Source organism: Marinobacter sp. (genome assembly GCF_048259445.1).
GTDB lineage: Bacteria > Pseudomonadota > Gammaproteobacteria > Pseudomonadales > Oleiphilaceae > Marinobacter.
In genome coordinates this window covers 43741-66611 of the sequence record NZ_JBLXHQ010000014.1, presented here as the reverse complement: position 1 = coordinate 66611, position 22871 = coordinate 43741, and the positions used below count along the sequence as shown (strand labels likewise).

Sequence of the window (22871 nt, the reverse complement as noted above, 5' to 3'; positions counted from 1 at the left end):
GGCGAGGATCAGGCCTTGGCAAACTCCAGGTACCGGCTGGCAGCCTGCCTCTTCTCGTCCTGGCTGTTCAGCAATTCCATCCGAAGCCGGTCGATAATGCTCATGTATTCATCCAGGGGTGACTCAGATTTCCCGAAATCCCTGGTCTCCTCAATGAACGCCTTTTGCTTTTCCCGGATTTCAGTGAGCTTTTCCAGCGCTCCGCGAATGGCCTCGATCCGGGCACCCAAAAGCCCTCCGACTTCGCTGCCCTCTCCATCATTGGTGCCGCCATTGCCGTCGACACTCTGCGCTTCTGAGGATAACGATGCCGTATTTTGCTCGGCCAACGTGATTTCTTCGAGTGTGCGAACTTCGCCGTCGGTGGTCAGGTAAATACCTGAAGCCTGAATCTGCCCAAGTGGAATGCCCTGGCGATTCGTGAGGGTAAAGCTATCCTCAGTGCTGCCCACGTAAAGCGCCTGCACCCCAACCTCGTCCAGCGACTTCAAAGCCTGGGACCCATCCGCAGTCTGAACCCAGACCGAAAGCGATGAAAACACCTCGTCGCTGGCGTCAATCCACTGATTGCCGTCATCATCAAACTTTGCCAACTCGCTGAAGCCTGAACCGCTCTTGGGCCCAAACAGTTCAGTACCGTCATCCACCTCGCCGTTACCGTTGCGATCAAAAACCAGGTAACCACTGCCGCTGCCCAGGGTAGCAAATTGTGCCGTCTCTCCGTTTCCTTCGAGATCGAACTCAAACAGTGTGTCGGTAAGCTGAGCCGTAGCGCTGCCGAAATTGATCACCAGCGGATCGGTCATGGGGCGCTCTTCAATGCGCAGGCTTTCTGAGTATTCATAAGTTCTGGACTGCGACTGGCGAAGCGACAAGGTGAAATCAATGGTTTCGCCATTCTCCAGCGAGATGCTTCCCGTAGACGCAAACGAACGGGTTTCGCTCTCGGAATAGAACATGTAGCGGCTTGCCTCAACGGAGATACTGCCTTGCGCCTGAATACCGGAATCACCACTCAGAGCGGCACGACCTACGCTGATGGCCTGCTGGCCACGAAGGAACAGCTCTGTGGTCTTCTCGGCCAACTCCGCGCTCGTAAACACCGCTTTTCGATCGCCGCCGCTGACCGCGCTGGAACTGGTGTACCCCAACCGCTCCTGGCTGCTGTAACGATAGGCCGCATCACGCGTTACATTTAACTGCGAACCAATAACCTGTCCGTCCGAACCTGCGCCGGATAGCGGTTGCTGGTTAATCCGAAGTTGGCTCTGGCTGAATGCCGTTTCCTCACGGGAGTTCCCCTGAAGAAAGGAGATTTGACTGGACACGATCATGGCGCGGGTTTACCTCTCAGTTCCTTGACTCTATAGCCAGTTATCGGCTGAGACAAAGCGAACTTGAGAGGGGTTATACAAGATACCGAACAAGCGCAGCTGCAAGGATACCCGCCGCAATGGCTGGCAGTGGCTTCTTGATGACAAGCATGGCAACGGCAGTGACCGAGAGAGCCGCAAGCGCGCCCGCATCACCACCAAACGCCATGGGCACGATGATCGCGATGAGCACCGAGCTGGCCATGGTATTAATAAAGCTTTCAATGCGTGGGTTTATCCGCACATAGGACATGATAAATACGCCACCGAACCGGGTTACCAGGGTAACCAGAGTCATGATCAGAATCAGCGCCAGAACACCGGTTGTCGTGGTTTCAATGGTCATGCCGGCTCCTCCCTGCTTCCATCCACTGGCCTTTTTTCGAGCCAGAAAAGACCGACCAGTCCGCCCGCAAGAGCCCCGGCCACCACGTGCGTGTTAGCGGGTAACCACTTCCAGGCGGCCAGCGAAGCGAGGGCTGCAACCGCCCAGGCGACCAGAACACGAGGATTTTTCTTGCCACCCAGTGCCATCGCGAGCAAAAAGCAGCCCAGCACCATATCCATCCCCAGACTTTTCGGGTTCTGCAGAAGCCCACCGAAATAGACACCCAGCCAGGTGCCCACAATCCAGGCCAGCCAGAGCACAAGCCCGCCCCCCAGAATCACCTCAAGGTTACGCCGACCACCCTGGTACTCCTGTGCGGCAACCGCCCAGTTGGCGTCTGTAAGAAGCAACATCAGACCGTAGCGCTTAGCCGGCGAAACATCTTTCAGCATAGGGAACAGGGACGCGCCCATCAGCAGGTGCCGGGAGTTGATCGCGAAAACAACCACCATAACGGGAATAACCGAAACTTCCGCCCCCCACATATCTATTGCCGCAAACTGCGAGGCACCGGCGAAAACCAGGGTGCTCATCAATATGGACTCAAGAGGGCCCAGCCCTTCCTGCACAGCCGCCAGACCAAATGCAGCGCCGAACGCCACCACAAAGAGGGAAATAGGAAACATCCGGATAAGTTCGGATCGAACCTTCGCGGTCTGGAGCTGGTAGGAATATCGGGTGTTTATCATCTACGCAAGCTAAGGAAATTTTCCCGTCGCGCGTATAAGTAGTTTCCGCAGGCGTGAGTCATTGATCTACCAATGAGTTTTCAGATGCAACTAATACCCAAACGCGAACGACTGCGAGTAAAAACAAATTTACAATTGACCTGCCCGTTTACAGCGTTTAGCTTACGGGCAGTCCGACACCGCAAGGGCAATCCCCTTCGGCAAATTCGGGCACCTGAAATCAAAACGCCGGCCACAAGCCGGACGACAAAAACAACACCGCCACTGCCGCCGCGATCCGGCCAGGTGGAGAGGATTTCAAAATGTATATAGCAACACGTCTTCAGGACGTATTGTGCATTGCACAATTACGCCCGTCTGCCAAGAACATCGCCTTTCATTTCCACAGGTCTGAGTCCATCACACCCAGGAAAGAGGGGGAATCCGCATGAACGTATTCAGCCATCCCGAATTTGATAACCACGAACATCTATCCTTTTTCTGCGATCCCGAAACCGGGCTCAAAGCCATTGTTGCCATACACAACACCTCGCGCGGGCCTGCTCTGGGCGGCTGCAGGATGTTTGCCTATGCCAGCGATGAGGAAGCCTTGCGCGATGTACTGCGCCTGTCACGAGGCATGACGTACAAGTCCGCGCTTGCCAACCTGGATCTGGGCGGCGGCAAATCGGTCATCATCGGCGATCCAAGAAAGCTCAAAAGTGAAGCTTTGCTGGAATCCATGGGCAAGCACCTGGAAGGGCTTGGCGGCCAGTACATTGCGGCCGAAGATTCCGGCACCAGCGTGCCGGACCTGAAAGTCATGGGGCGGCATACCAGGCACGTTGCCGGTGTTGTCGAGCGCACCGCTTTTGATGGCCAGCCCAGCAACGGCGACCCATCCCCTACCACGGCCTATGGTACGTTCGTCGGCCTGAAGGCGGCGGTAAAACACAAGCTAGGCCGCGATGACCTGACCGGTTTGAAGGTTGCTATCCAGGGCGTGGGTAACGTGGGCTACCGCCTGGCCCGCCACCTGAAAGACGCCGGCGCCGAGCTCTGGGTGTACGACATCCACCAGGAGAACATGCAGCGTGCGATCGACGAATTGGGCGCGCATGCCGCATCGGCTGACGACATTCTGTTCCTGCCGGTGGATGTGATCGCACCCTGCGCCATGGGCGCCGTGCTGAATGACGACAGCATCCCCCGCCTGAAGGCGACCGTCGTTGCGGGTGCCGCCAACAATCTTCTGCAACGCCCGGACCACGATCAGGCACTGAAAGACCGCGGCATTCTTTATGCTCCGGACTTCGCCATCAACGCCGGTGGCATCATTGATGTGTTTTACGAGCGCACAGGGGCCTCCCCGGACGTCGTGCGGGCCCATGTGGAAGGCATTGGCCGAACGCTTTCAGAAATTTTCAAGCGCTCGGATCAAAGCGGTATTCCCACCGGTGCGGTTGCTAACACTCTCGCCGAAGAGCGCTTTCGGAAACACTCCGGCGTAGCTGAGCCCGCGCTTGAGCGGCGTACCGGCACAAGATAACCAACGGCATCCGATATTCGGAGGCCGTGATCAATTCGCGGCTTCCGCTCTTACAAACAAAAACAAGTATCTGTCAGGAGACAGTCATGTCTGAATCAAACACGCCCTACTCCGGGATTATGGAAGGCTCGAACGCCACGCGGGGGCTCTGGTCTTCCCGCTTGGCCTTTATTCTTGCGGCCACAGGCTCTGCGGTCGGTCTTGGCAATATCTGGAAGTTCCCCTACGTCACCGGTGAAAACGGCGGTGGTGCCTTTGTACTGGTATACCTTTTGTGTATCGCGGCAATCGGCCTGCCCATCATGATGGCCGAGGTGCTGATTGGCCGCCGCGGCGGGCATAGCCCGGTTAACAGCCTGAAAGCCATCGCCAGGCACGACAAATTGAACCCGGCCTGGTGGATGGTCGGTGCAGTCGGTGTCATCGCCGGTTTCCTGATCCTGTCGTTTTATTCGGTAATAGGTGGCTGGGCTGTGTCCTATGTTGGCACAGCAGCAAGCGGGCAACTGACTGGCAAGTCCGCCGACGCTATTGGCGCCATTTTTTCTGATCTGCTGGGTGACCCTGCAACTCTATTGATGTGGCACACTCTGTTTATGGGCCTGGTAATGCTCGTGGTGGCTAAAGGCGTTCGTTCCGGGCTTGAGCGAGCCGTCAGCATTCTGATGCCCGCGCTTTTTCTGTTGCTTCTGATCGTCGTGGGCTACGCTATGACGACCGGTGAGTTTGGCCGCGCGGCAGCCTTCCTGTTCCAGCCCGACTTTTCCAAACTCACCACCGCAGGCGTTCTGGTTGCTCTGGGCCATGCGTTTTTCACCCTGAGCCTGGGTATGGCAGTGATGATGGCCTACGGCTCTTATCTGCCGAAGAACATTTCTATTGCCAAAACCTCTATTGCCGTCTGCGTCATTGATACGGGTGTTGCACTGCTTGCCGGCCTGGCCATCTTCCCGATTGTATTTGCCAACGGCCTTGAGCCTGGCGCCGGCCCGGGGCTGATCTTTCAGACCCTGCCACTGGCTTTCGGTCAGATGCCCATGGGCAGCCTGTTCGGAACACTGTTCTTCGTGTTACTGATATTTGCCGCATGGACCTCGGGTATTTCCCTGCTGGAACCGATTGTGGAATGGCTGGAAGAGCAAAAAGGCATGAACCGCACCATCAGTACATTGGGCGCCGGCTTTGTGTGCTGGGCTCTGGGCATTGCATCGATTCTTTCCCTGAACCTCTGGTCAGACTTTGCACCGCTGGGCTGGATCGGCATGCTCGAAGGCAAAACCATCTTTGATCTGCTGGACTTCTTTACCGCCAACATCCTGTTGCCCCTCGGCGGCCTGCTTGTTGCAGTGTTTGCCGGCTGGGTGATGTCACGCAAGGCAATGGAGGACGAACTGGAACTGTCACAGCCCATGTTCCGCCTCTGGTACGTCACGGTGCGTTACATTACACCGGTGGCTGTGGGCGCGGTTTTTATCTACAACCTCTTCGGATCTTGAGCTATATCAACCCTGAAGACGAGGAGTAAAAATCGGGGCATCCTGACATAAACTTCAAATATTTTTGCGCTATATCGGCGTGTATGATGGGGCTGTGTTGATCTAAGGAGAGGCCCAATGACCAGTCGCCCCGTCAAGGATCCATCTACCCCCAAGTGGTTTGCACTTGGGGAGGACGAAGTTTTCAGGAATGTGGGCTCAGGCCTTGATGGCCTGAGCACCACAGACGCAACAGAAAGGCTCAACAGCACCGGCCCGAACCGGCTACCCGAAGTTCAGCCCGACGGCCCGCTACGCCGTTTCCTCAGACAATTCCGCAATGTCCTGATCTATGTACTGCTGGCCGCCGCAGCGGTAACAGCCGCACTTGGGCATCTGGTCGATACCGGTGTAATACTGGCGGTCGTGCTGGTCAACTCAGTGATCGGCTTCGTACAGGAAGGCCGTGCCGAGCAGGCTTTGTCGGCAATCCGCGACATGCTGGCTCCAGAGGCAGAAGTTCTGCGTGACGGGCGCCGGGCCACGGTCCCTGCCGAGGAACTGGTGCCGGGCGACATCGTGCTTCTGGACGCCGGTGACAAGGTGCCCGCCGACCTTCGATTGATTGCCGCCAAGGGCTTGCGTATTCAGGAAGCGGTTCTGACCGGTGAATCCGTTCCGGTCGACAAGGCGACAGATCCTGTCGCCGCAGACGCGTCCATTGGCGACCGACGCTCAATGGCCTACAGCGGTACCCTGGTCGCCGCCGGCACCGGGCGTGGCATTATTGTAGCAACAGGAGCCTCGACCGAAATCGGGCGAATCAGCGGACTGCTGACCAGCGTCGAGACAACAACCACACCTCTCCTCCAGCAGATGGAGGTCTTCGCCCGCCGCATTACCGGCGTCATCCTCGTGCTGGCTGCGATGATCCTCGCCTTCGGATATGGCGTGGCCGGCATGGGCTTTGCTGAAGTCTTTGTCGCCGTGGTTGGTCTGTCAGTTGCGGCGATCCCCGAGGGACTGCCAGCGATTCTCACCGTAACACTCGCCATCGGCGTGCAGGCTATGGCACGGCGCAACGCGATCGTGCGTCGACTCCCCGCCATCGAGGCTTTGGGCTCCGTTTCGGTCATCTGTACGGACAAGACAGGCACGCTAACCCGCAACGAAATGACAGTGACCAGGGTCGCCACCGCCAGGCAGCGCTTTTCTGTGACTGGCACAGGATATACGCCCGACGGTTCCATTATGCTAGGCACTCAGGAGGTCGAGTCTGGCACCCATCCGCTCCTGAGCGATCTTGCCCTTGGCGCCATGCTTTGCAACGAGGCAGAACTGAAGCAAACGGAAGCAGGCTGGACCGTTCAAGGTGACCCAATGGAGGGCGCCCTGGTCGCCTTTGCCTGCAAAACCGGCCTGGTAACAGGCGATGTCCGCCCTGCCAATCCGCAAACGGACGCAATACCCTTCGACGCCCAACACCGCTTCATGGCGACACTGCATCATGATCACAACGGCCAGGCAACAATCCATGTGAAGGGGGCTCCCGAGCGTATCCTGGCCATGTGCACCAGTCAGCATGAGGACGAAGACGGAGCCACACCGTTAAATGTCGAGTACTGGCGGCATGCGGCCTCGGAGATTGCGGCTGAAGGCCAACGAGTTTTGGCCATCGCCACAAAGCACGCACCGGAAGGGGCTCAGACACTCTCCTTCAATGAAGTAGAAAATGGACTGACCATTCTGGGGCTCGTCGGCCTGATAGATCCACCGCGTGAAGAAGCCATTACCGCCGTGGCCGAGTGCCAGACTGCGGGCATCCGGGTCAAGATGATTACCGGCGACCATGGAGGCACCGCCCTGGCAATTGCTCGACAACTGGGGCTCGAGAATACCGAGGAAGTTCTGGAAGGTGCCGAGATTGACGGACTGAGTGCCACAGAACTGCAAGAGAGCGCCGCGCGCATCGACGTGTTTGCGCGCACCAGCCCTGAGCACAAGCTGCGCCTGGTCGAGGCGTTGCAGGCCGGAGGGCTCGTCGTGGCGATGACCGGCGACGGGGTGAACGATGCACCATCGCTGAAACGTGCTGATATTGGCATCGCGATGGGCAAAACCGGGACCGAAGCCGCCAAGGAAGCGGCCGAGATTGTGTTGGCTGACGATAATTTTGCCACCATTGCGGCTGCCGTTCGAGCCGGCCGAACTGTTTATGACAACCTGCGAAAAGCCGTTATCTTTCTCCTGCCTGTCAATGGCGGTGAAGCGATGGCTCTCATTGCAGCGCTTCTTCTGGGCCTGACGCTGCCCATCACGCCGGTGCAGATCCTCTGGGTTAACATGGTCAGCTCGGTCGTTCTGGCCATGGCCCTGGCCTTCGAAGGGCCGGAACCCGGCATCATGCAGCGGCCGCCCCGCCCTGCCTCAGCGGGCATTCTGTCGCGCTTCGTCATATGGCGCGTGGCATTCGTGTCGATTCTCCTGTGTTCAGGCATCTTCGGGATGTTCGTCTGGGCGCAACAGCAAGGTGCAAGTATCGAAGAGGCACGTACAATCGCCGTCAACACCCTGGTAGTGATGGAGATCTTCTATCTGTTTTCCGTGCGCTTCCTCAATACCACCTCGCTGTCGCTCAAGGCAGCACTCGGAACGCAGCCTGTGCTTATCGCCATTACTGCGGTCACCGCGCTGCAGTTCCTTTTTACTTACGCACCCTTCATGGAGGCCTTCTTCGATACCCGTCCCCTGAGCATCACCCAGGGACTGGCTGTCGTTGCGATCGGGCCAGCACTGCTTGTGATTCTTGAAATAGAAAAGCGTGTTCTGCGCCACAGGACGCATAACCCCGGCACTTCGGGGCAACCTTCCAAGGCCGAAAATAAAAGGAATGCATCGTGACCGAAGCGCTTCAGGGCTACATGTTTTACGAGTTCGCAGCGCTGCTGGTGCTGGCCGCTGGCGTCGGCTTCGTCGGACTCCTTCTGCGCCAGCCATTGATCGTGAGCTTCATTGCGGTAGGTATAGTCGCCGGCCCTTCTGTGCTGGATATCGCTCGTTCGGACGAACAGATAGACCTCCTGGCCGAACTTGGCATCGCGGTTCTGTTGTTTCTGGTCGGTCTAAAGCTCGACTTCAACCTGGTACGCACACTGGGCCCCGTGGCACTGATCACGGGATTGGGACAGGTGATTTTCACCACAGTCTTCGGCTTCTTCATCAGCCTCATGCTTGGCCTCGATCCGTTGACGGCCATTTATGTGGCCGTTGCACTGACGTTTTCGTCGACCATCATCATCGTCAAGCTGTTGTCTGACAAACGCGAGATCGACTCACTCCATGGCCGTATCGCGCTTGGCTTCCTGATTGTGCAGGATGTGGTTGTCGTGGTTGCGATGATCGTGTTGTCTGCCATCGGCGTTGGAGCTGGTGAGGATGCAGCGCTGACCGATGTTCTGGTCGTTCTCGGTTATGGGCTCGCCATGCTTTTCGCCGTGGCGCTGTTCATCCGTTATGCCGCCAACCCGCTGGTCGACCGGCTGTCTCAGGCACCAGAGCTTCTTGTGTCCTTTGCCATCGCCTGGGCAGCCCTGCTGGCGGCGATTGGCCATTATCTCGGCTTCGGAAAAGAACTTGGCGGGCTTCTCGCGGGTGTTTCGCTGGCTTCCACCGCTTACCGCGAGGCAATTGCCGCGCGCCTCACCTCGCTACGAGACTTCTTGCTGCTCTTTTTCTTCATTGCGCTAGGGGCTTCTCTGGATCTGTCGGTTCTGGGCGCCAGCGTTTGGCCAGCCATTTTCCTGTCGCTTTTCGTGCTGATCGGGAATCCGCTGATTGTGCTGATCATCATGGTCACAATGGGTTACCGCAAGCGCACGGGCTTTCTTGCGGGCCTCACGGTGGCACAGATTAGCGAGTTTTCTCTCATTTTCATGGCAATGGGCGTGACCATCGGCCATGTCAATGACCAGGCGCTCGGCCTCGTGACACTTGTAGGCCTTCTCACTATTGCAGCCTCAACCTACATGATCACTTATTCACACCAGATATATGACCGGGTCGAGCCGCTTCTTAGAATCCTTGACCGACGCATGGCTACGACGCCGCGCGAAGATGCGCCATCAAACTCACAGGGACACGATGTGATCCTGTTCGGGCTCGGGCGCTACGGCCTTGGTATTGCAGGCGTTCTTCGGGAGGCCGGACTGAGAGTGCTTGGCGTAGACTTCAGCCCCACGGCGGTTCGCCATGCCCGAATGGATGGATACGATGTCATTTTCGGCGATGCAACGGACCCGGAGTTTCTTGCCCATCTGCCGCTGAGTGCAGCCCAGTGGCTGGTGCTGGCCGTGCCCGAACATGAAACCGGGCTGACCCATGACGACCCGCGCCGTGCGCTGCTCAAGTCGGTGCAGGACTTTGGTTATCATGGCAAGGTCGCCGTTGCAGCACATAGTGAGCAAACCGCTGCCGCCCTCACGCGCGCAAGGGCAGACATTGTACTGATGCCCTATCGCGATGCGGCCATTGCTGCGGCTCGCATGATCCTGAGCGGAGAAGTTGCAGCAGGCGTGCCCATGGAAGACCCGACCGGGCAGAAAGAATTAACCGGATGACGAAACCGACCAGGACTGTGATCATTTTATCCCCCTGAGGGCAACATCTGCTCATCCCCACCTGGCAAGGAGCTCGTTCAACGTGTCAATCCCACCGATAGAAAACTGGACCCTGGAACAAGGTGGTTTAGTATTTCTGACGTGTGCGGCCATCATCGCAGTTACAGGAACTCGCATCACCCGGGTGGTCGATCAACTGGCTGACCGCACCGGAATTGGCGAGGCGGCCGCAGGTGCGGTGCTGTTGGGCGCGTCAACGTCCTTGGGCGGCTCGGTTCTCTCGGTCACCGCTGCATGGAACGGCCATGCCGAACTGGCGATCAGCAACGCGCTGGGAGGCATTGCCGTGCAGACGTTTTTCCTGGCGGTTGCAGACATGGTTTATCGCCGGGCCAACCTGGAACATGCCGCGGCGTCGGTACCAAACATGATGCAGAATGGGTTGCTGATCTGCCTGTTGGCATTGATTCTGTTCGCACCCTACTTGCCAGACGTGACCGTCGGAGGCGTCCATCCTGTAACGCCGGTGCTGCTCGCAGTCTATTTCTACGGCATTTATCTGGTGCGTGCGGCATCAGAAGCACCCATGTGGCTGCCATCTGTCACCCGGGAAACCCGTGAAGACAAACCCGATGACGTGACGGCTATGCCTCCCATGTCTCGCCTGTGGGTCGAGTTCCTCGTGTTGATGACCGTGCTCGGTATCGCTGGCTGGATGCTGGAACCTGCCGCCACAGTGATTGCCACCAAAACGAATCTGACTCAGACAGTAGTCGGCGTGCTGCTCACGGCTATCAGCACTTCGATTCCCGAGCTGGTAACTTCGGTTGCTGCGGTTCGCCGTGGAGCACTCACGCTTGCGGTGGGCGGGATCATTGGTGGTAATGCCTTTGACACTCTGTTTACCGCGGCATCAGATATTGCCTACCGGAACGGGTCGATCTACCACGCGATGCCCGAAGACTCGAAATTCTGGGCAGCTCTCACCTTGCTGATGTCGGGCGTGCTGATGATGGGGCTGATCCGTCGCGAACGCCACGGAATCGGGAAGATCGGCACAGAAAGTGCCGTCATCATGGTGCTGTACATTTTCGGGGTCGTGTTAATGCTTGACGGTGCCTAAGCAACTGATCAAGGCTGACCGTCAGAGCTATCCTCGTAGCCGCTCCTGAGTGTTTGGGTTTCTGGATCGTAATTTTCCCGAAGCTCATCTTTTATTGTACCGCTCCACAACGGTGTTCCCGTGAAGTAGCCCGCTCGGCCGATAACATGGGCCGCGATGGGCGAGGTGATCAGAATGAACACGACGATGGCTAACGCCCGTGCAAATACAACGCTGTCAGCAAAGTAAAATGCCACTGCACCCATCGTAAAGATGGCGCCCATAGCGCCCGCTTTAGTGGAAGCGTGCATGCGTGTGGGTAAATCTGGCAGCCGAAGGATGCCAACGGCCGCCAACAGCATGAAAGCGGCACCTGCCAGAAGCAGTGCGGATACGATGACTTCAATCATTTTTGTGCCCTCCCGGTACCAGGAATCGCGCAAAGCCAACGGCGGCAAGGAAGGCTGTCAGTGCGATAACAATGGCAACATCGAGAAGGCTGGGCACACCGGTATCTATGGCATGAACCCCCACGAAGCCCACAACAATCGCGGCGATCAGTTCCAGAGCTACAACTCTGTCGGGGAATGACGGCCCTCGCGTTAAACGAATAAACGAAAGCAGGAGTGCCAGAGAAAGCATGAAGTAGACGATGTTGATAACGAATGGAATCACGTAATGGCTCCTCAGCGCATGATATTCAGGATTCGACGCTCAAGTTCCCGGAGCTCCTGGCGCAACTGATCTTCATCCTGCAAAAACATGGCATGTATGAAAAGCACCTTTTTGTCGTCAGACACATCCAGGCTCAGCGTACCTGGAGTCAATGAAATCACGCTGCTCAGAAACATGATTTCAACATCCGTGCGGGCCTCAAGGCGGAACGCAATAACCCCGGGCTTCATGTACCACACAGGGGTAGCGACATCGTAAGCAACACGGAAATTCGACTTTGCGAGCTCTTTTACGAAATACACCAGGAACGCTACGAGCCGTGGAAGCCTTCTGGAATAACCTGTGAGGACAGGTACCTGTCTCTGCAGGATCATCAGTGCCACATACGCGAAAATGAAGCCTGCCATGAAATTCATGCCACTGAAATCACCACTCAACGCTGTCCAGGCAAGCGCCAACATGATGTTCCAGACAAAACCGATCATCGCTGCTGCCCTCCCAGAACCGCCTCAATGTAGAGTTGCGGGTTCAACAGCTGGTGCGCAGCCATCTCTGCAAGCTCATAAATTGGCTGGCCGTTGAGGCCAATGTAAAGCGTACAAGCTGCAAGACCGATGGCTGGCACGAAGTAGGCCCAGTTGTGCCTGTCTTTCACCTCGCCTCTCAGGCGCCGCAAATCCGTGACATGCTCTGGTGTTTCCTTCCAGAACACTTCCGCCCATATTTTGATCATGGAATACAGCGTCAGCAACCCGACTGCCAAAGCAATACCGGTGACCACATAGGCTTCCACTTCCAGGCCCGCGCGTATTACCACGAACTTGGCAAAGAAACCGGACAGCGGCGGAATGCCAGCCAGTGAGAGAGCTGGAATCAGGAACAGCACCGCCAGCCAGGGGCGCTCTTTGTATACACCCCCAAGATCCTTGAGTTCGTAACTACCAAGCAATCGATAAACGATGCCGCTGACCAGGAACAGATTCGTCTTCACAATGATGTGGTGCATGATATAGAACACACCACCAATGATGGCGAGCGGCGTGAACAAAGCCAGCCCCAAAAGCATGTAGCCAATCTGGCTGACGATGTGGAAAGACAGAATCCTGCGGAACTCGAATTGCGCAGCGGCTCCCAACACACCCGTCAGCATGGTCAATGCCGCAGCCCAAAGCAGAATCGTGTGGGTGTAATCGACGTCCTGGGTGAAAATCAGTGTGAAAACACGGTAAAGCGCGTAAACACCCACCTTGGTCAGCAGGCCGGCAAAAAGCGCAGATACAGCAACCTGCGGCGTGTGATAAGACGCTGGCAGCCAGAAAAACAGGGGGAATGCAGCGGCCTTGATACCGAAGGACACCATGAACATCATCGATATCACGGTAATCATGCCCGGGTCTTCAAGCGTCGCCACTTTCTGTGCGATATCGGCCATATTCAGGGTACCGACCGTGCCATAAAGCAGGCCCACCGCTGAAAGAAACATGGCCGACGAGAACAGGTTCAGAGTGACGTATTTTATGGCCCCTTCCATTTGCGCCCGCTCACCCCCGAGGGTCAGGAGAGCAAAGGATGCGAGCAGCATCACCTCGAACCAGACGAACAGATTGAAGATGTCCCCGGTGAGGAAAGAACCCGCAACCCCGGCCAGCAGCAAGTGCATCAGAGGGAAGTAACCGAACTTTGCGTGCCCCTGGGGCGTCGACGCCAGGGAATAAATGGCGATGGCTAACCCGATAATACCAGTCAGCACAATCATGATGGCACTGAGCAAATCCGATACAAACACAATGCTGAAGGGGGCTGGCCAGCTGCCCATTTCCATGACCAGAAACCCTTGATCTATCGTGGAGCGCAGCAGCCATACGCTTGCTGCCAGCAGCATCGCGGTCGCCAGCACAGCGATGATGCGCTGATAACGAACAGACCGCCAAAGAGCCAGCGAAACGGCGCCGGCGACCAAAGGTATCAGAATCGGCAGGGCAAGTTCCGGATTCAAGTGTCCGTATCCTTCATCTGGTCAAGGTCGTCGGTTCCTACAACTTCGTAGGCGCGGCGTATAAGAACCACTGCAAAAGCGAGAACACCAAAGGCGATAACAATTGCGGTGAGAATCAATGCCTGTGGCAAAGGATCTGCGATCACACCCATTGCTGTTTGTGAGTTCTCAGGCAATAAAGGCGGTGCTCCGCGGGTCATTCCAGACACCACGAAAATGAGAAGGTTAGCGGCGTTGCTTAATATGATCAGGCCTATAACCAGCTTCACGATGGAGCGTCGCAGCATCATGTATATTGCAGCTGCGAACAGGATGCCGACTACGTAAGCCATCAGGCTTTCCATAAACGCTCTCCTTTCGTGTCACAAATGGCGCGAAACACGCGCGGTTGCCTACAGCCACCCCCAATCATTCTTCCGACTCCATCAGGTTGATAACAAAAGTCATTATGGTTCCCAGTACGGCTGCATATACGCCGATATCGAAAATCAACGGCGTCGAAAGTTTGAGATACCCATCACCCGGCAGGGGCACTTCCCACCAATGGGCTGTCAACATGGGCTGGCCGGCCAGAAAGGCTGGTATCGTTGACGCAAGCGCGAACAGAAGGCCAGCTGACAACAGATCCCTTGGATCGACCCGAAGAATGCGGCGTGTAGCTTCTGAGCCGAAGGCGAAGGCATAAAGCACGAACGCCCCTGCGGCAACCAGCCCGCCGATAAAGCCACCCCCGGGCTCGTTATGGCCCCGGAGCATGAGAAATATCGAGAACATCACCTGCAAAGGCATGATAAAGAGTGCTGCGGTGTGAAGGATCAGGGTGTTGTTTTTCATGGTTTGTGCTGATCCTCTGCCTTGAGTTTTGTCATTGAGAAAACACCCAGCGCGGCAAGGGCCAGAACAAAGATCTCACCCAGGGTATCCAGCGCCCGGAAATCCACCAGAATCACGTTGACGATGTTGCGGCCGTAAGCGAGTGTTGCGCTGTTTTCGATGTAATAACTCGAAATGCTCTCAAAATATTGCACATCGAGCGCAGAGAGAATCATGAGCGTCATAACCACGCCGGCAAAGATTGCGACAGCAAGATCCCGAAAGCGTTCGAACGGCGACGACAGGCGAACGAACTCCGGCAGTTTGATAAGCACCAGCACCAGAAGGATCACCGTTAAGGTTTCCACCAGAAGCTGCGTAATGCCGAGATCCGGCGCGCTGAAATGAATGAAGATAAGCGCAACACTGAAGCCCAGCACACCCGTTGATGCCACTGCTCCAAGGCGTGAACGGGTAACACTGGCGAAAACCACCGATGCCACCAGCAGCAGCGCAATGCCCCATTCATAGAAATGGCTGCCTGAAAGATTCAGCGTCAGATTGACGCCGTGCTTCACCAGCAAGGTGTAGCCGGTCAAGCCAAAGGTTACCGCAACAAGCAACAGCAGATAGAGCCCCAATACGCCGTTTTGAAGTACTCGGGTCTGCCACGCAGCGATGGTGGTGATGCCCTCCATAACGCGGAAATACCCGGCTTCCGGGCCAAAGCGTGCGAATGCCGTATTGATCGCCTGGAGCGAGGTAATAAGCCGACCCCATAGGGCCAGCAAAATCAGCCCGAAAACCAGACAAACCGCCGATAGCATCAGGGGTATATTGACGCCGTGCCAGAGCGCCAGTTTGGTTTTCACCGCGGCTCCGTTGACGCTACCAATAGCCGCCTGCAGCAATGCAGATTCCGGAATCGAGGGCGCCAGCCCGAATACCAGCGCAATCGTTGCGAGCACAGCCGGCCCAACCAGCATTCCAAAAGGCGCCTCGTGAGGCCTCTTGGGCGTGTTACCGACCTTTCCGAAAAACGGTTTGATCGCAACCAGCCCGGCTACGCTGACAACCAATAACGCAGCCACAACCGTTACGATAATTAGCACGGCTGACCATATTGGCGCACCAAGCAACGACTCGAATACCAGCTCCTTGGCAATAAAACCAAACAAAGGTGGCAGCCCGGCTAATGAGAGGGCGGCCAGGCAGGCAATGACCGCTGTTACCGGCATGGTCTTTCTGAGCCCACCCATCAGCGTGATGTCCTTGGTACCCGTTTCATGATCCAGCGCTCCGGCGATCATGAAAAGCGCACCTTTATAAAGGGAGTGAGCCACCAACACACAAATAAAGGCGGTGAGTGCGAGTTCTGTGCCCACGCCGATGAGCATGGTCAACATGCCCAGCGCCATAATGGTGGAATAGGCCAGCACCTTTTTAATGCCGGTATTGCTGAAAGCCAGATAAGCGCCGGTCAACATGGTGGCAGAGCCGAACAACATAAGCGCCTGGCTCCAAAGCTCACCTTGCCCGAGCGAGGGGTTCAGGCGCGCCATCAGGTAAATACCCGCTTTGACCATAGTTGCGGAATGCAGGAACGCCGAAACAGGGGTGGGTGCGGCCATCGCGTTGGGCAGCCAGAAGTGGAAAGGCACCTGAGCAGATTTGGTAAAGGTACCTGCCAGAATGCAGATGACGGCTGCGGTATAAAACGCGTGTTCATGCACGGCTGTATTCGAGGAAAGGATTTCAGAAATCGAATAACTGCCACTCATAATCGCCAGCAGAATAAGGCCAGCCATCAGAGCCAGCCCGCCAGCGACTGTTACGAAAAGCCCCTGTAAAGCCGACTTGCGGGCATTCATGTCCTCGTGGTTGAAGCCGATCAGCAGGTAAGAGGTAATGCTGGTCAATTCCCAGAAAACGAAAAGTGTTACCAGATTATCGGAGAGCACCAGACCGAGCATGGAGGCCATAAAGGCCAGCATGATGACAAAAAATCTGGCGAGATATTTATGCCCGGCAAGATAAGCACCTGCATAGATTAAAACAAATGTGCCGATTCCGCTGATCAACAAGGCGAAGGTCAGGGAGAGCCCGTCCACCAGGAAATCCAGCGTAATCTCCAGCCCGGGCATCCATGCATACTCTATAAGCACAGATCCATTGGCGTTAACGGCTGGAATAAGACTGATGAAATAGACAGCAAGACCGGCAGGCAACACGGCGAGTACCCAACCGATATATTGCCCGGCAACCCTGTGTAATGCAGGGGTACAAATCGCTAGCAAGAAGCCTGATAAAACAGCCAATAACATGTTTTGGTTGCACTCCCTTCAAGCCCGTTAAATTAATTAGCTTCCTGCCAGTAAGGGGACGACCTAAGAAGCCCGATTATCGCTTCCTGATCAATGACTTGTGAGACTATCCGACAACTTGACCGATGGCAAGAAAGGTCGTTCGCAACCGCGTTTCACAACCGGTTCAAGGTGGCCTCCAGAGCTTCGCCGATACTTGCGTTCAGTTTCAGATCCGCCAGGGCTTCCGCACGAGTGCGACCGAGGTTCAGGGTAGCGATCGGCTTACCGAATTCTTTAGCGTAACGGCAGAAACGAAATCCCGAATACACCATCAGCGAAGAACCTATCACCAACAAGCCATCACTGGCCTTCAGTGCATCCAGTGCCGAATTCACCCTTTCTTTCGGCACATAATCCCCGAAAAACACAACGTCTGGCTTCAATATGCCGCCACACTCAGGGCAATCTGCCAGTCGAAACCCTGAAAAATCCACATCGAGATCCGCATCGCCATCCGGCGCGGTGTCCGCCTTGTATTGCCCGAAATCCGGGTTGAGATCGGCGCAACGCTCGTGCATAACGTCTCTGGGGCAGCGATAGCCGCAGCTCATGCAAAGCACTTCATCGGCGCGACCATGCAGATCGCTCACACCCTGAGTGCCTGCTTTCTGGTGCAGACGATCAACATTCTGGGTTACCACAAGGCTGGCGTGGTTGCGTAGTTCGAGGTCGGCGATGTGGTAGTGGGCGGGATTAGGCGTGGCATTGCGCATGACAGGCCAGCCGATCAGGCTACGCCCCCAGTATCTCTGACGGGTTTCAAAACGTTCCATGAATTCACGGTGCTGAACCGGCTGCTTCCGCTTCCAGGCACCTTCGCCATCGCGGTAGTCGGGAATGCCGGAATCCGTGCTGACGCCAGCGCCGGTCAAGATCATGAGTCTGGGGTAGCGATGAATAAAATCCGCCAGTAACTCACCCGCCTGTTCCGGTTCATGCAGTACCAACGGCCCATCGAGTTCGGGGAGGCGTTGGCTCGCACTGAAGGGGCGGGTGCGATGGGTAGTCACTGGCATACAAACTCCGGCAAGTTCAGCCCGGTTTGCGGGCCACATAAACGGTGTTGAAAGACTCTCTGTTCTGGAAGGGATTGTAAAAGCTCACCACATGGCAGACCACTTCGGTGAACATATCCCTCAGTACCTCCATGAATACGGCGTCTTCACCCTCATTGGACCACATTGCAAAGATGCCCCGCGGTTTGAGTTGCCGGGCCATACGGCGGATATTTTCGGTGGTATAAAAACTGGCGTTGGAGTCGTTCAGCAGTGCGCGGGGGGAGTGGTCTATATCGAGGAGAATGGCATCGAACTTTTTGCCCGGCGCTTCGGGATCAAAGCCGCCGCTCTCGGGATCGGCAATGGCCAGGTCAAAGAAGCTGCCGTGAACATAGCGGCTGCGGGCATCAGCGTTGATGTCTTTGCCAAGGGGTACATATTCTTGCTGGTGCCAGCGAATGACGGGCTCAAGGTATTCGACAATCAGCAACTCCCCTACCCGTTCGTGCTTGAGGGCGGCCACGGCGGTGTAACCGAGCCCGAGGCCACCAACGACGACACTCAGGTTGTCGCCTTCGGTTTCGTTCAGCCCGAGATCAGAAAGGGCAACTTCGGCGTCCACAAACATGCTGGACATGAGAAACTCTTCGCCGAGTTTTACCTCAAAAATGTCTCTGTCGCCGAGTGCCGGGATGCGGCGACGGCGGAGTGTGATTTCGCCGATTTCGGAGGGTTGGCTATCAATTTGCTCGAACAGACGTCCCACTGTATTGCCTCTTTTTTTAGCTAAGGTCGGGCCTGCTTCAAATTTGCAGTGTGCAAGCGCTGGTGGGGGCCTCTCTCCCAAAAACCGCTGTGAATACGTCCGTGTACGCTTGGCTCCGCCATCCATGGCTCCGCACATTTTTGGGAGAGAGGCCCCCACCAGCGCTACTGTCTACTCCCCGGTATTCCGCGCTTCACACATTTTGGAAGGGCGGCATCCTCCGACTCTTCGTTCTACTCCCCTGTATTCTCAGGTGCCTTTGCGCAATTGGCCAAAACTGTTCGCATTTTTTCTGCACCGAGCTGGTTCATCAGTTCGATATTACGCAGTGGTATTCCATCTACATCCGGATGGCTATCAATCGCGGCTTCCAGACTGGCTTCCCGCAACAGGTGAAGCATCGGGAACGGAGAGCGATTTGTATAATTCTCGGCGGCATCCGATTCGGTGCCTGCAAACTGGTAGTCCGGGTGGAAACTGGCGATCTGGTATACACCTTCCAGATCCAGATAAGTTAACAGCCCGTCGGCAGCATCGAGAAACTCATTGTAGTCCGCAAAGCTCTGAAGGACGTGAGGATGAATCAGGAGCGTGGTTTCGATTTCCGGTTCATCATCCAGGCGCAGGAGCTCGGTTTGCAGGGCCTGTAGCAATGAGTCTTCGTTATCCGCGTCGGATACCACAAACCGCACCCGGTCTCTGACCAGTTCCCGTTTGGCGAAAGGACATAGGTTGTATCCAACGACAACGTCTTCGACCCATTTCCGGGTCGCTTGAACTACTAATTCTTCACTCACACGGAGCTCCTCTAGCTGTTGATCCAACCCACAGAAGTCAGATCGGGTAGGCTGGCAGGGCTGTCCAAAAATGTGCGGAGCCATGGATGGCGGAGCCAAGCGTACAAGGACGTATTAACAGCGGTTTTTGGACAGCCCTGCCAGCCTGCCCTGCCCCCTCAGTAGATGTAGCTTTTAGAGGTATCCCTGACTCCGCAGGTAATCGTCATAAGTACCACTAAAGTCCGTAATACCCTCAGGCGTCAACTCAATAATCCGGGTCGCCAGTGAGGAAACAAACTCACGGTCGTGGCTCACGAAAATCAGTGTGCCGGGATAGTTCTCAAGCGCCAGGTTCAGCGACTCGATGGACTCCATATCCAGGTGGTTGGTCGGCTCATCCAACAGCATCACATTAGGCTTTTGCAGAATCAGCTTGCCAAACAGCATGCGCCCCTGCTCACCACCCGAGATAACCCGCACAGATTTGCCAATGTCATCACCGGAGAAAAGCATACGGCCGAGTGTGCCTCTTATAAGCTGCTCGCCGCCAGTGGTCCACTGGGCCATCCATTCCGACAGCGTGTCGTCTGCTGCGAAATCCGCCGTGTGATCCTGCGCGTAGTAGCCCACTTCGGCGCTGTCCGTCCACTTTACTTCACCACTGTCTGGCTCATAAGCGCCAGCCAGGCACTGCAGCAATGTGGTTTTACCAATACCGTTAGGGCCGATGACAGCCACTCGCTCGCCGGCTTCAACCTGCAGGTTCAGCTTGTTGAACAGAGTATTCCCATCAAAACCTTTGGTCAGATCACGAATTGTCACCGCCTGGCGGTGCAACTTTTTGCCTTGCTCAAAACGGATGAACGGATTGACGCGGCTGGAGGGCTTCACTTCATCCAGCTGGATTTTGTCGATCTGGCGCGCGCGAGAAGTGGCCTGCTTCGCTTTCGAAGCGTTGGCAGAGAAGCGGCTCACAAACTGCTGCAGTTCCGCAATCTGGGCTTTCTTCTTGGCGTTGTCCGAAAGCATACGCTCGCGAGCCTGGGTGGCGGCGGTCATATACTCATCGTAGTTCCCCGGGAACAGTCTCAACTCGCCGTAGTCCAGATCAGCCATGTGGGTGCACACGCTGTTCAGGAAGTGGCGGTCGTGGGAGATGATAATCATGGTACTGCTACGCGCCACCAGAATGTTTTCAAGCCAGCGGATTGTATTGATGTCCAGGTGGTTGGTGGGCTCGTCCAGCAAAAGCACATCAGGATCCGAAAACAAGGCCTGTGCCAACAGTACCCGTAGTTTCCAGCCCGGGGCCAGGTTACTCATAGGCCCTTCGTGCTGCTCCAGCGGAATATCCAGACCCAGGAGCAGTTCCCCTGCGCGGGATTCCGCGGTGTAGCCGTCCATTTCAGCGAACTGGACTTCCAGATCTGCCACTGCCATGCCATCTTCTTCGCTCATTTCTGCCAGCGAATAGATGCGATCGAGCTCTCTTTTTACTTCCCACAGTTCTTCATGGCCCATGATCACGGTGTCCATGACCGAACAGGTCTCATAGGCAAACTGATCCTGCCTCAGCTTGCCCAGGCGAACGTTCGGCTCCAGCATGACCTGGCCTGCAGACGGCTCAAGGTCGCCGCCGAGGATCTTCATCAGCGTGGATTTGCCGCAGCCGTTAGCCCCGATCAGGCCGTAGCGATTACCGTTGCCAAACTTGGCGGAAACATTTTCAAACAGGGGTTTAGCCCCGAATTGCATGGTGATATTGGCAGTAGAGATCAAGAAACAAACCTATAGATGTGAGGGCCGGCGCCGTGCCGGCTAAATAAAGCGCGCATTGTACAGGTTTGCAGTAACAATCGTGAGGCCGCAGAAACACCGATAAAAAGGCTTGCCTCCGGCGAAAGGGACGGGCAGCATTCCCTCTCTGAAGTACCCATTCATTCTATTTAAGGATCGTTACCATGACACAGGCAACCGCACGCCACATTCTGGTAGACAGCGAAGCGAAGTGTGAAGAACTGAAGAAAGAGATTGAAGGTGGTAAGGATTTCGCTGAAGTTGCAAAGCAGCACTCTTCTTGCCCGTCTGGCCGTAACGGCGGCGACCTGGGCTCTTTCGGCCCGGGGCAGATGGTTCCCGAGTTCGACAAAGTGGTCTTCAGTGGCGAAGTGAACAAGGTTCTCGGGCCGGTAAAAACCCAGTTTGGCTACCACCTTCTCGAAGTAACCAGCCGCACCTGATGAGCCCTCAGCCGCATGTCGGGAGTTTTTCAATCACGAACTGAGAGCTCTCCAACTGCGAATTGCAGACTGGCTCCTGACCGCATCAGGAGCCAATCCTGCCAGTGCTGAACATCCTTTCTGCTTCAACCCTACTTCTGCGGAGAGAGAAAGCGCGCCATCTGGTTGCCGATAGATTCAACAGGATCCGTGATGGCCTGCTGAATGCTCTGGGTGACGGTTTTTGAAAATGCAGTCCCCGGGCCGCTCTCCAGAAAATCGATATACAGGCCCATTTCCTGAGAGCTGATTTTTTCATAGGTGTGCAGGTAACTGTCATACACCTGCTGCTCCACGATACCCCGGATTTTGCCGCGCTGGTTTTCTATGCTCTGTTTGAGCTCATCGTAATTTGCTGAATCACTGCTGAACGCAGCCATGGCGGTTGCCAACCCGAGCTGCACGGCAATGGAAGTGTCCACAGCACTTTCAGTGGCACGGGATGCCCGATCAAATCGCTCAAACGCCTGAGCGCGGTCGGTGCCTTTATACTTCTTGTTCAAATCTGCCGCCCTGGCCTGAATCTGTTTCCAGGCTCCCGGATCAGCGGCTGCAATTTCCGCCGCAGAAATTTTCCGGGCGACCGGAGTTTCATACCAACTCTGTACCGCTTCAAGCTGCTTCGCCGAGAGGTCACTCTCCAGGTTCTTTACAATCTGCTGCTCGATATCCGACGCACGAAAACTGTTGGTGACGACATATCCAATCGTATCGGCAACCATGGCGGGCAGCTGCGGGTTGCGCTTCAGGCCCTCACGGATACCCTCACTCATCATGGCGGGGTAACGATCAACAATGTCATCAATAGGCGACGCTGCCAGAACCTGTTGAGCCGTGGGCGCTGCCATAACGGGACCTGCCAGAAACAGGCCGGTGATTAAAAGAGGTTTAACTAGGGTGCCAAGCTTCATTTAATTATCATCCTGTTTGGTGGGTGCTGCGTTTATGACACGCGCACCCTTCCCAGAGCAAGCAATCCATGGGTTCCGGAGATGACAGTTTGGTAGGAAAATTCTGGAAGCCGGCGC

21 protein-coding genes are annotated in these 22871 nt (G+C 55.9%); 6 read left to right on the top strand and 15 right to left on the bottom strand.

The window, feature by feature from the left end; genetic code table 11:
• Nucleotides 1-8 precede the first annotated feature (8 nt).
• The 3 genes from ACN0RL_RS11530 to ACN0RL_RS11520 form a co-directional block, all read right to left on the bottom strand.
• Nucleotides 9-1334 (bottom strand): hypothetical protein, encoded by a 1326-nt coding sequence (locus tag ACN0RL_RS11530; RefSeq protein WP_417516855.1) that lies wholly within the window; start codon nt 1332-1334, stop codon nt 9-11.
• A 73-nt stretch (nt 1335-1407) separates the two neighbouring features.
• Nucleotides 1408-1719: an AzlD family protein gene (locus ACN0RL_RS11525; RefSeq protein ID WP_417516853.1), complete on the bottom strand. Its 312-nt coding sequence runs from the start codon at nt 1717-1719 to the stop codon at nt 1408-1410.
• Nucleotides 1716-2393, bottom strand: a complete 678-nt coding sequence (locus ACN0RL_RS11520; RefSeq protein WP_417516957.1) for an AzlC family ABC transporter permease — start codon at nt 2391-2393, stop codon at nt 1716-1718. Before ACN0RL_RS11520 ends, ACN0RL_RS11525 begins: the two co-directional genes overlap by 4 nt.
• A gap of 484 nt (nt 2394-2877) precedes the next feature.
• On the opposite strand from ACN0RL_RS11520, the gene ACN0RL_RS11515 reads away from it, so the two are divergent.
• The 5 genes from ACN0RL_RS11515 to ACN0RL_RS11495 all read left to right on the top strand — a co-directional run bounded on the left by ACN0RL_RS11515 (nt 2878) and on the right by ACN0RL_RS11495 (nt 11192).
• Complete coding sequence (locus tag ACN0RL_RS11515; RefSeq protein WP_417516851.1) at nt 2878-3978, top strand: Leu/Phe/Val dehydrogenase; 1101 nt, start codon at nt 2878-2880, stop codon at nt 3976-3978.
• Between the two features lie 86 nt (nt 3979-4064).
• On the top strand, nt 4065-5474 hold the full coding sequence (locus ACN0RL_RS11510) for a sodium-dependent transporter (RefSeq protein WP_417516849.1): 1410 nt from the start codon (nt 4065-4067) through the stop codon (nt 5472-5474).
• Between the two features lie 117 nt (nt 5475-5591).
• Nucleotides 5592-8354 (top strand): cation-transporting P-type ATPase, encoded by a 2763-nt coding sequence (locus tag ACN0RL_RS11505; protein ID WP_417516847.1) that lies wholly within the window; start codon nt 5592-5594, stop codon nt 8352-8354.
• Complete coding sequence (locus ACN0RL_RS11500) at nt 8351-10069, top strand: cation:proton antiporter (protein ID WP_417516845.1); 1719 nt, start codon at nt 8351-8353, stop codon at nt 10067-10069. The genes ACN0RL_RS11505 and ACN0RL_RS11500 overlap by 4 nt, the downstream gene beginning before the upstream one ends.
• A gap of 82 nt (nt 10070-10151) precedes the next feature.
• Nucleotides 10152-11192, top strand: coding sequence for a sodium:calcium antiporter (locus ACN0RL_RS11495; RefSeq protein ID WP_417516843.1), 1041 nt, complete (start codon nt 10152-10154; stop codon nt 11190-11192).
• A gap of 8 nt (nt 11193-11200) precedes the next feature.
• On the opposite strand, the gene mnhG is transcribed toward ACN0RL_RS11495, so the two are convergent.
• The 11 genes from mnhG to ACN0RL_RS11440 form a co-directional block, all read right to left on the bottom strand.
• Nucleotides 11201-11581, bottom strand: coding sequence for a monovalent cation/H(+) antiporter subunit G (mnhG, locus tag ACN0RL_RS11490; protein WP_417516841.1), 381 nt, complete (start codon nt 11579-11581; stop codon nt 11201-11203).
• Entirely contained in the window at nt 11574-11846 is a 273-nt protein-coding gene (locus tag ACN0RL_RS11485; RefSeq protein WP_417516839.1) for a monovalent cation/H+ antiporter complex subunit F, read from the bottom strand. Before ACN0RL_RS11485 ends, mnhG begins: the two co-directional genes overlap by 8 nt.
• 11 nt (nt 11847-11857) lie before the next feature.
• Entirely contained in the window at nt 11858-12331 is a 474-nt protein-coding gene (locus ACN0RL_RS11480; protein ID WP_417516837.1) for a Na+/H+ antiporter subunit E, read from the bottom strand.
• Nucleotides 12328-13842 carry a Na+/H+ antiporter subunit D gene (locus tag ACN0RL_RS11475; protein ID WP_417516835.1) on the bottom strand — a complete coding sequence of 505 codons (1515 nt, stop codon included), beginning with the start codon at nt 13840-13842 and terminating at the stop codon, nt 12328-12330. The genes ACN0RL_RS11480 and ACN0RL_RS11475 overlap by 4 nt, the downstream gene beginning before the upstream one ends.
• On the bottom strand, nt 13839-14186 hold the full coding sequence (locus ACN0RL_RS11470) for a Na+/H+ antiporter subunit C (protein ID WP_417516833.1): 348 nt from the start codon (nt 14184-14186) through the stop codon (nt 13839-13841). Before ACN0RL_RS11470 ends, ACN0RL_RS11475 begins: the two co-directional genes overlap by 4 nt.
• A 64-nt stretch (nt 14187-14250) precedes the next feature.
• Nucleotides 14251-14676, bottom strand: coding sequence for a Na+/H+ antiporter subunit B (locus ACN0RL_RS11465; protein WP_417516831.1), 426 nt, complete (start codon nt 14674-14676; stop codon nt 14251-14253).
• Nucleotides 14673-16979 (bottom strand): putative monovalent cation/H+ antiporter subunit A, encoded by a 2307-nt coding sequence (locus ACN0RL_RS11460; RefSeq protein ID WP_417516829.1) that lies wholly within the window; start codon nt 16977-16979, stop codon nt 14673-14675. Before ACN0RL_RS11460 ends, ACN0RL_RS11465 begins: the two co-directional genes overlap by 4 nt.
• Nucleotides 16980-17134: 155 nt before the next feature.
• A complete protein-coding gene (locus ACN0RL_RS11455; protein WP_417516827.1) occupies nt 17135-18037 on the bottom strand; it encodes an NAD-dependent protein deacetylase in 903 nt (300 codons plus the stop codon).
• Between the two features lie 16 nt (nt 18038-18053).
• Nucleotides 18054-18785, bottom strand: a complete 732-nt coding sequence (locus tag ACN0RL_RS11450) for a spermidine synthase (protein WP_417516825.1) — start codon at nt 18783-18785, stop codon at nt 18054-18056.
• Between the two features lie 233 nt (nt 18786-19018).
• Nucleotides 19019-19582, bottom strand: a complete 564-nt coding sequence (locus ACN0RL_RS11445; RefSeq protein WP_417516823.1) for a DUF1415 domain-containing protein — start codon at nt 19580-19582, stop codon at nt 19019-19021.
• 174 nt (nt 19583-19756) lie between these two features.
• On the bottom strand, nt 19757-21343 hold the full coding sequence (locus ACN0RL_RS11440) for an ABC-F family ATPase (RefSeq protein ID WP_417516821.1): 1587 nt from the start codon (nt 21341-21343) through the stop codon (nt 19757-19759).
• Nucleotides 21344-21525: 182 nt separating this feature from the next.
• Between ACN0RL_RS11440 and ACN0RL_RS11435 the strand changes: the two genes are divergently transcribed.
• A complete protein-coding gene (locus tag ACN0RL_RS11435; protein ID WP_417516819.1) occupies nt 21526-21804 on the top strand; it encodes a peptidylprolyl isomerase in 279 nt (92 codons plus the stop codon).
• 131 nt (nt 21805-21935) lie between these two features.
• Here ACN0RL_RS11435 and ACN0RL_RS11430 read toward each other — a convergent pair whose 3' ends face one another.
• On the bottom strand, nt 21936-22754 hold the full coding sequence (locus tag ACN0RL_RS11430; RefSeq protein ID WP_417516817.1) for a DUF2059 domain-containing protein: 819 nt from the start codon (nt 22752-22754) through the stop codon (nt 21936-21938).
• Nucleotides 22755-22871 lie beyond the last annotated feature (117 nt).

Bases quoted from the DNA above. Each gene is read 5' to 3' on its own strand.
- ACN0RL_RS11530 (WP_417516855.1), bottom strand. From the start codon at position 1,334: ATGATCGTGTCCAGTCAAATCTCCTTTCTTCAGGGGAACTCCCGTGAG.
- ACN0RL_RS11525 (WP_417516853.1), bottom strand. From the start codon at position 1,719: ATGACCATTGAAACCACGACAACCGGTGTTCTGGCGCTGATTCTGATC.
- ACN0RL_RS11515 (WP_417516851.1), top strand. From the start codon at position 2,878: ATGAACGTATTCAGCCATCCCGAATTTGATAACCACGAACATCTATCC.
- ACN0RL_RS11510 (WP_417516849.1), top strand. From the start codon at position 4,065: ATGTCTGAATCAAACACGCCCTACTCCGGGATTATGGAAGGCTCGAAC.
- ACN0RL_RS11505 (WP_417516847.1), top strand. From the start codon at position 5,592: ATGACCAGTCGCCCCGTCAAGGATCCATCTACCCCCAAGTGGTTTGCA.
- mnhG (WP_417516841.1), bottom strand. From the start codon at position 11,581: ATGATTGAAGTCATCGTATCCGCACTGCTTCTGGCAGGTGCCGCTTTC.
- ACN0RL_RS11480 (WP_417516837.1), bottom strand. From the start codon at position 12,331: ATGATCGGTTTTGTCTGGAACATCATGTTGGCGCTTGCCTGGACAGCG.
- ACN0RL_RS11470 (WP_417516833.1), bottom strand. From the start codon at position 14,186: ATGGAAAGCCTGATGGCTTACGTAGTCGGCATCCTGTTCGCAGCTGCA.
- ACN0RL_RS11465 (WP_417516831.1), bottom strand. From the start codon at position 14,676: ATGAAAAACAACACCCTGATCCTTCACACCGCAGCACTCTTTATCATG.
- ACN0RL_RS11460 (WP_417516829.1), bottom strand. From the start codon at position 16,979: ATGTTATTGGCTGTTTTATCAGGCTTCTTGCTAGCGATTTGTACCCCT.
- ACN0RL_RS11455 (WP_417516827.1), bottom strand. From the start codon at position 18,037: ATGCCAGTGACTACCCATCGCACCCGCCCCTTCAGTGCGAGCCAACGC.
- ACN0RL_RS11435 (WP_417516819.1), top strand. From the start codon at position 21,526: ATGACACAGGCAACCGCACGCCACATTCTGGTAGACAGCGAAGCGAAG.
- ACN0RL_RS11430 (WP_417516817.1), bottom strand. From the start codon at position 22,754: ATGAAGCTTGGCACCCTAGTTAAACCTCTTTTAATCACCGGCCTGTTT.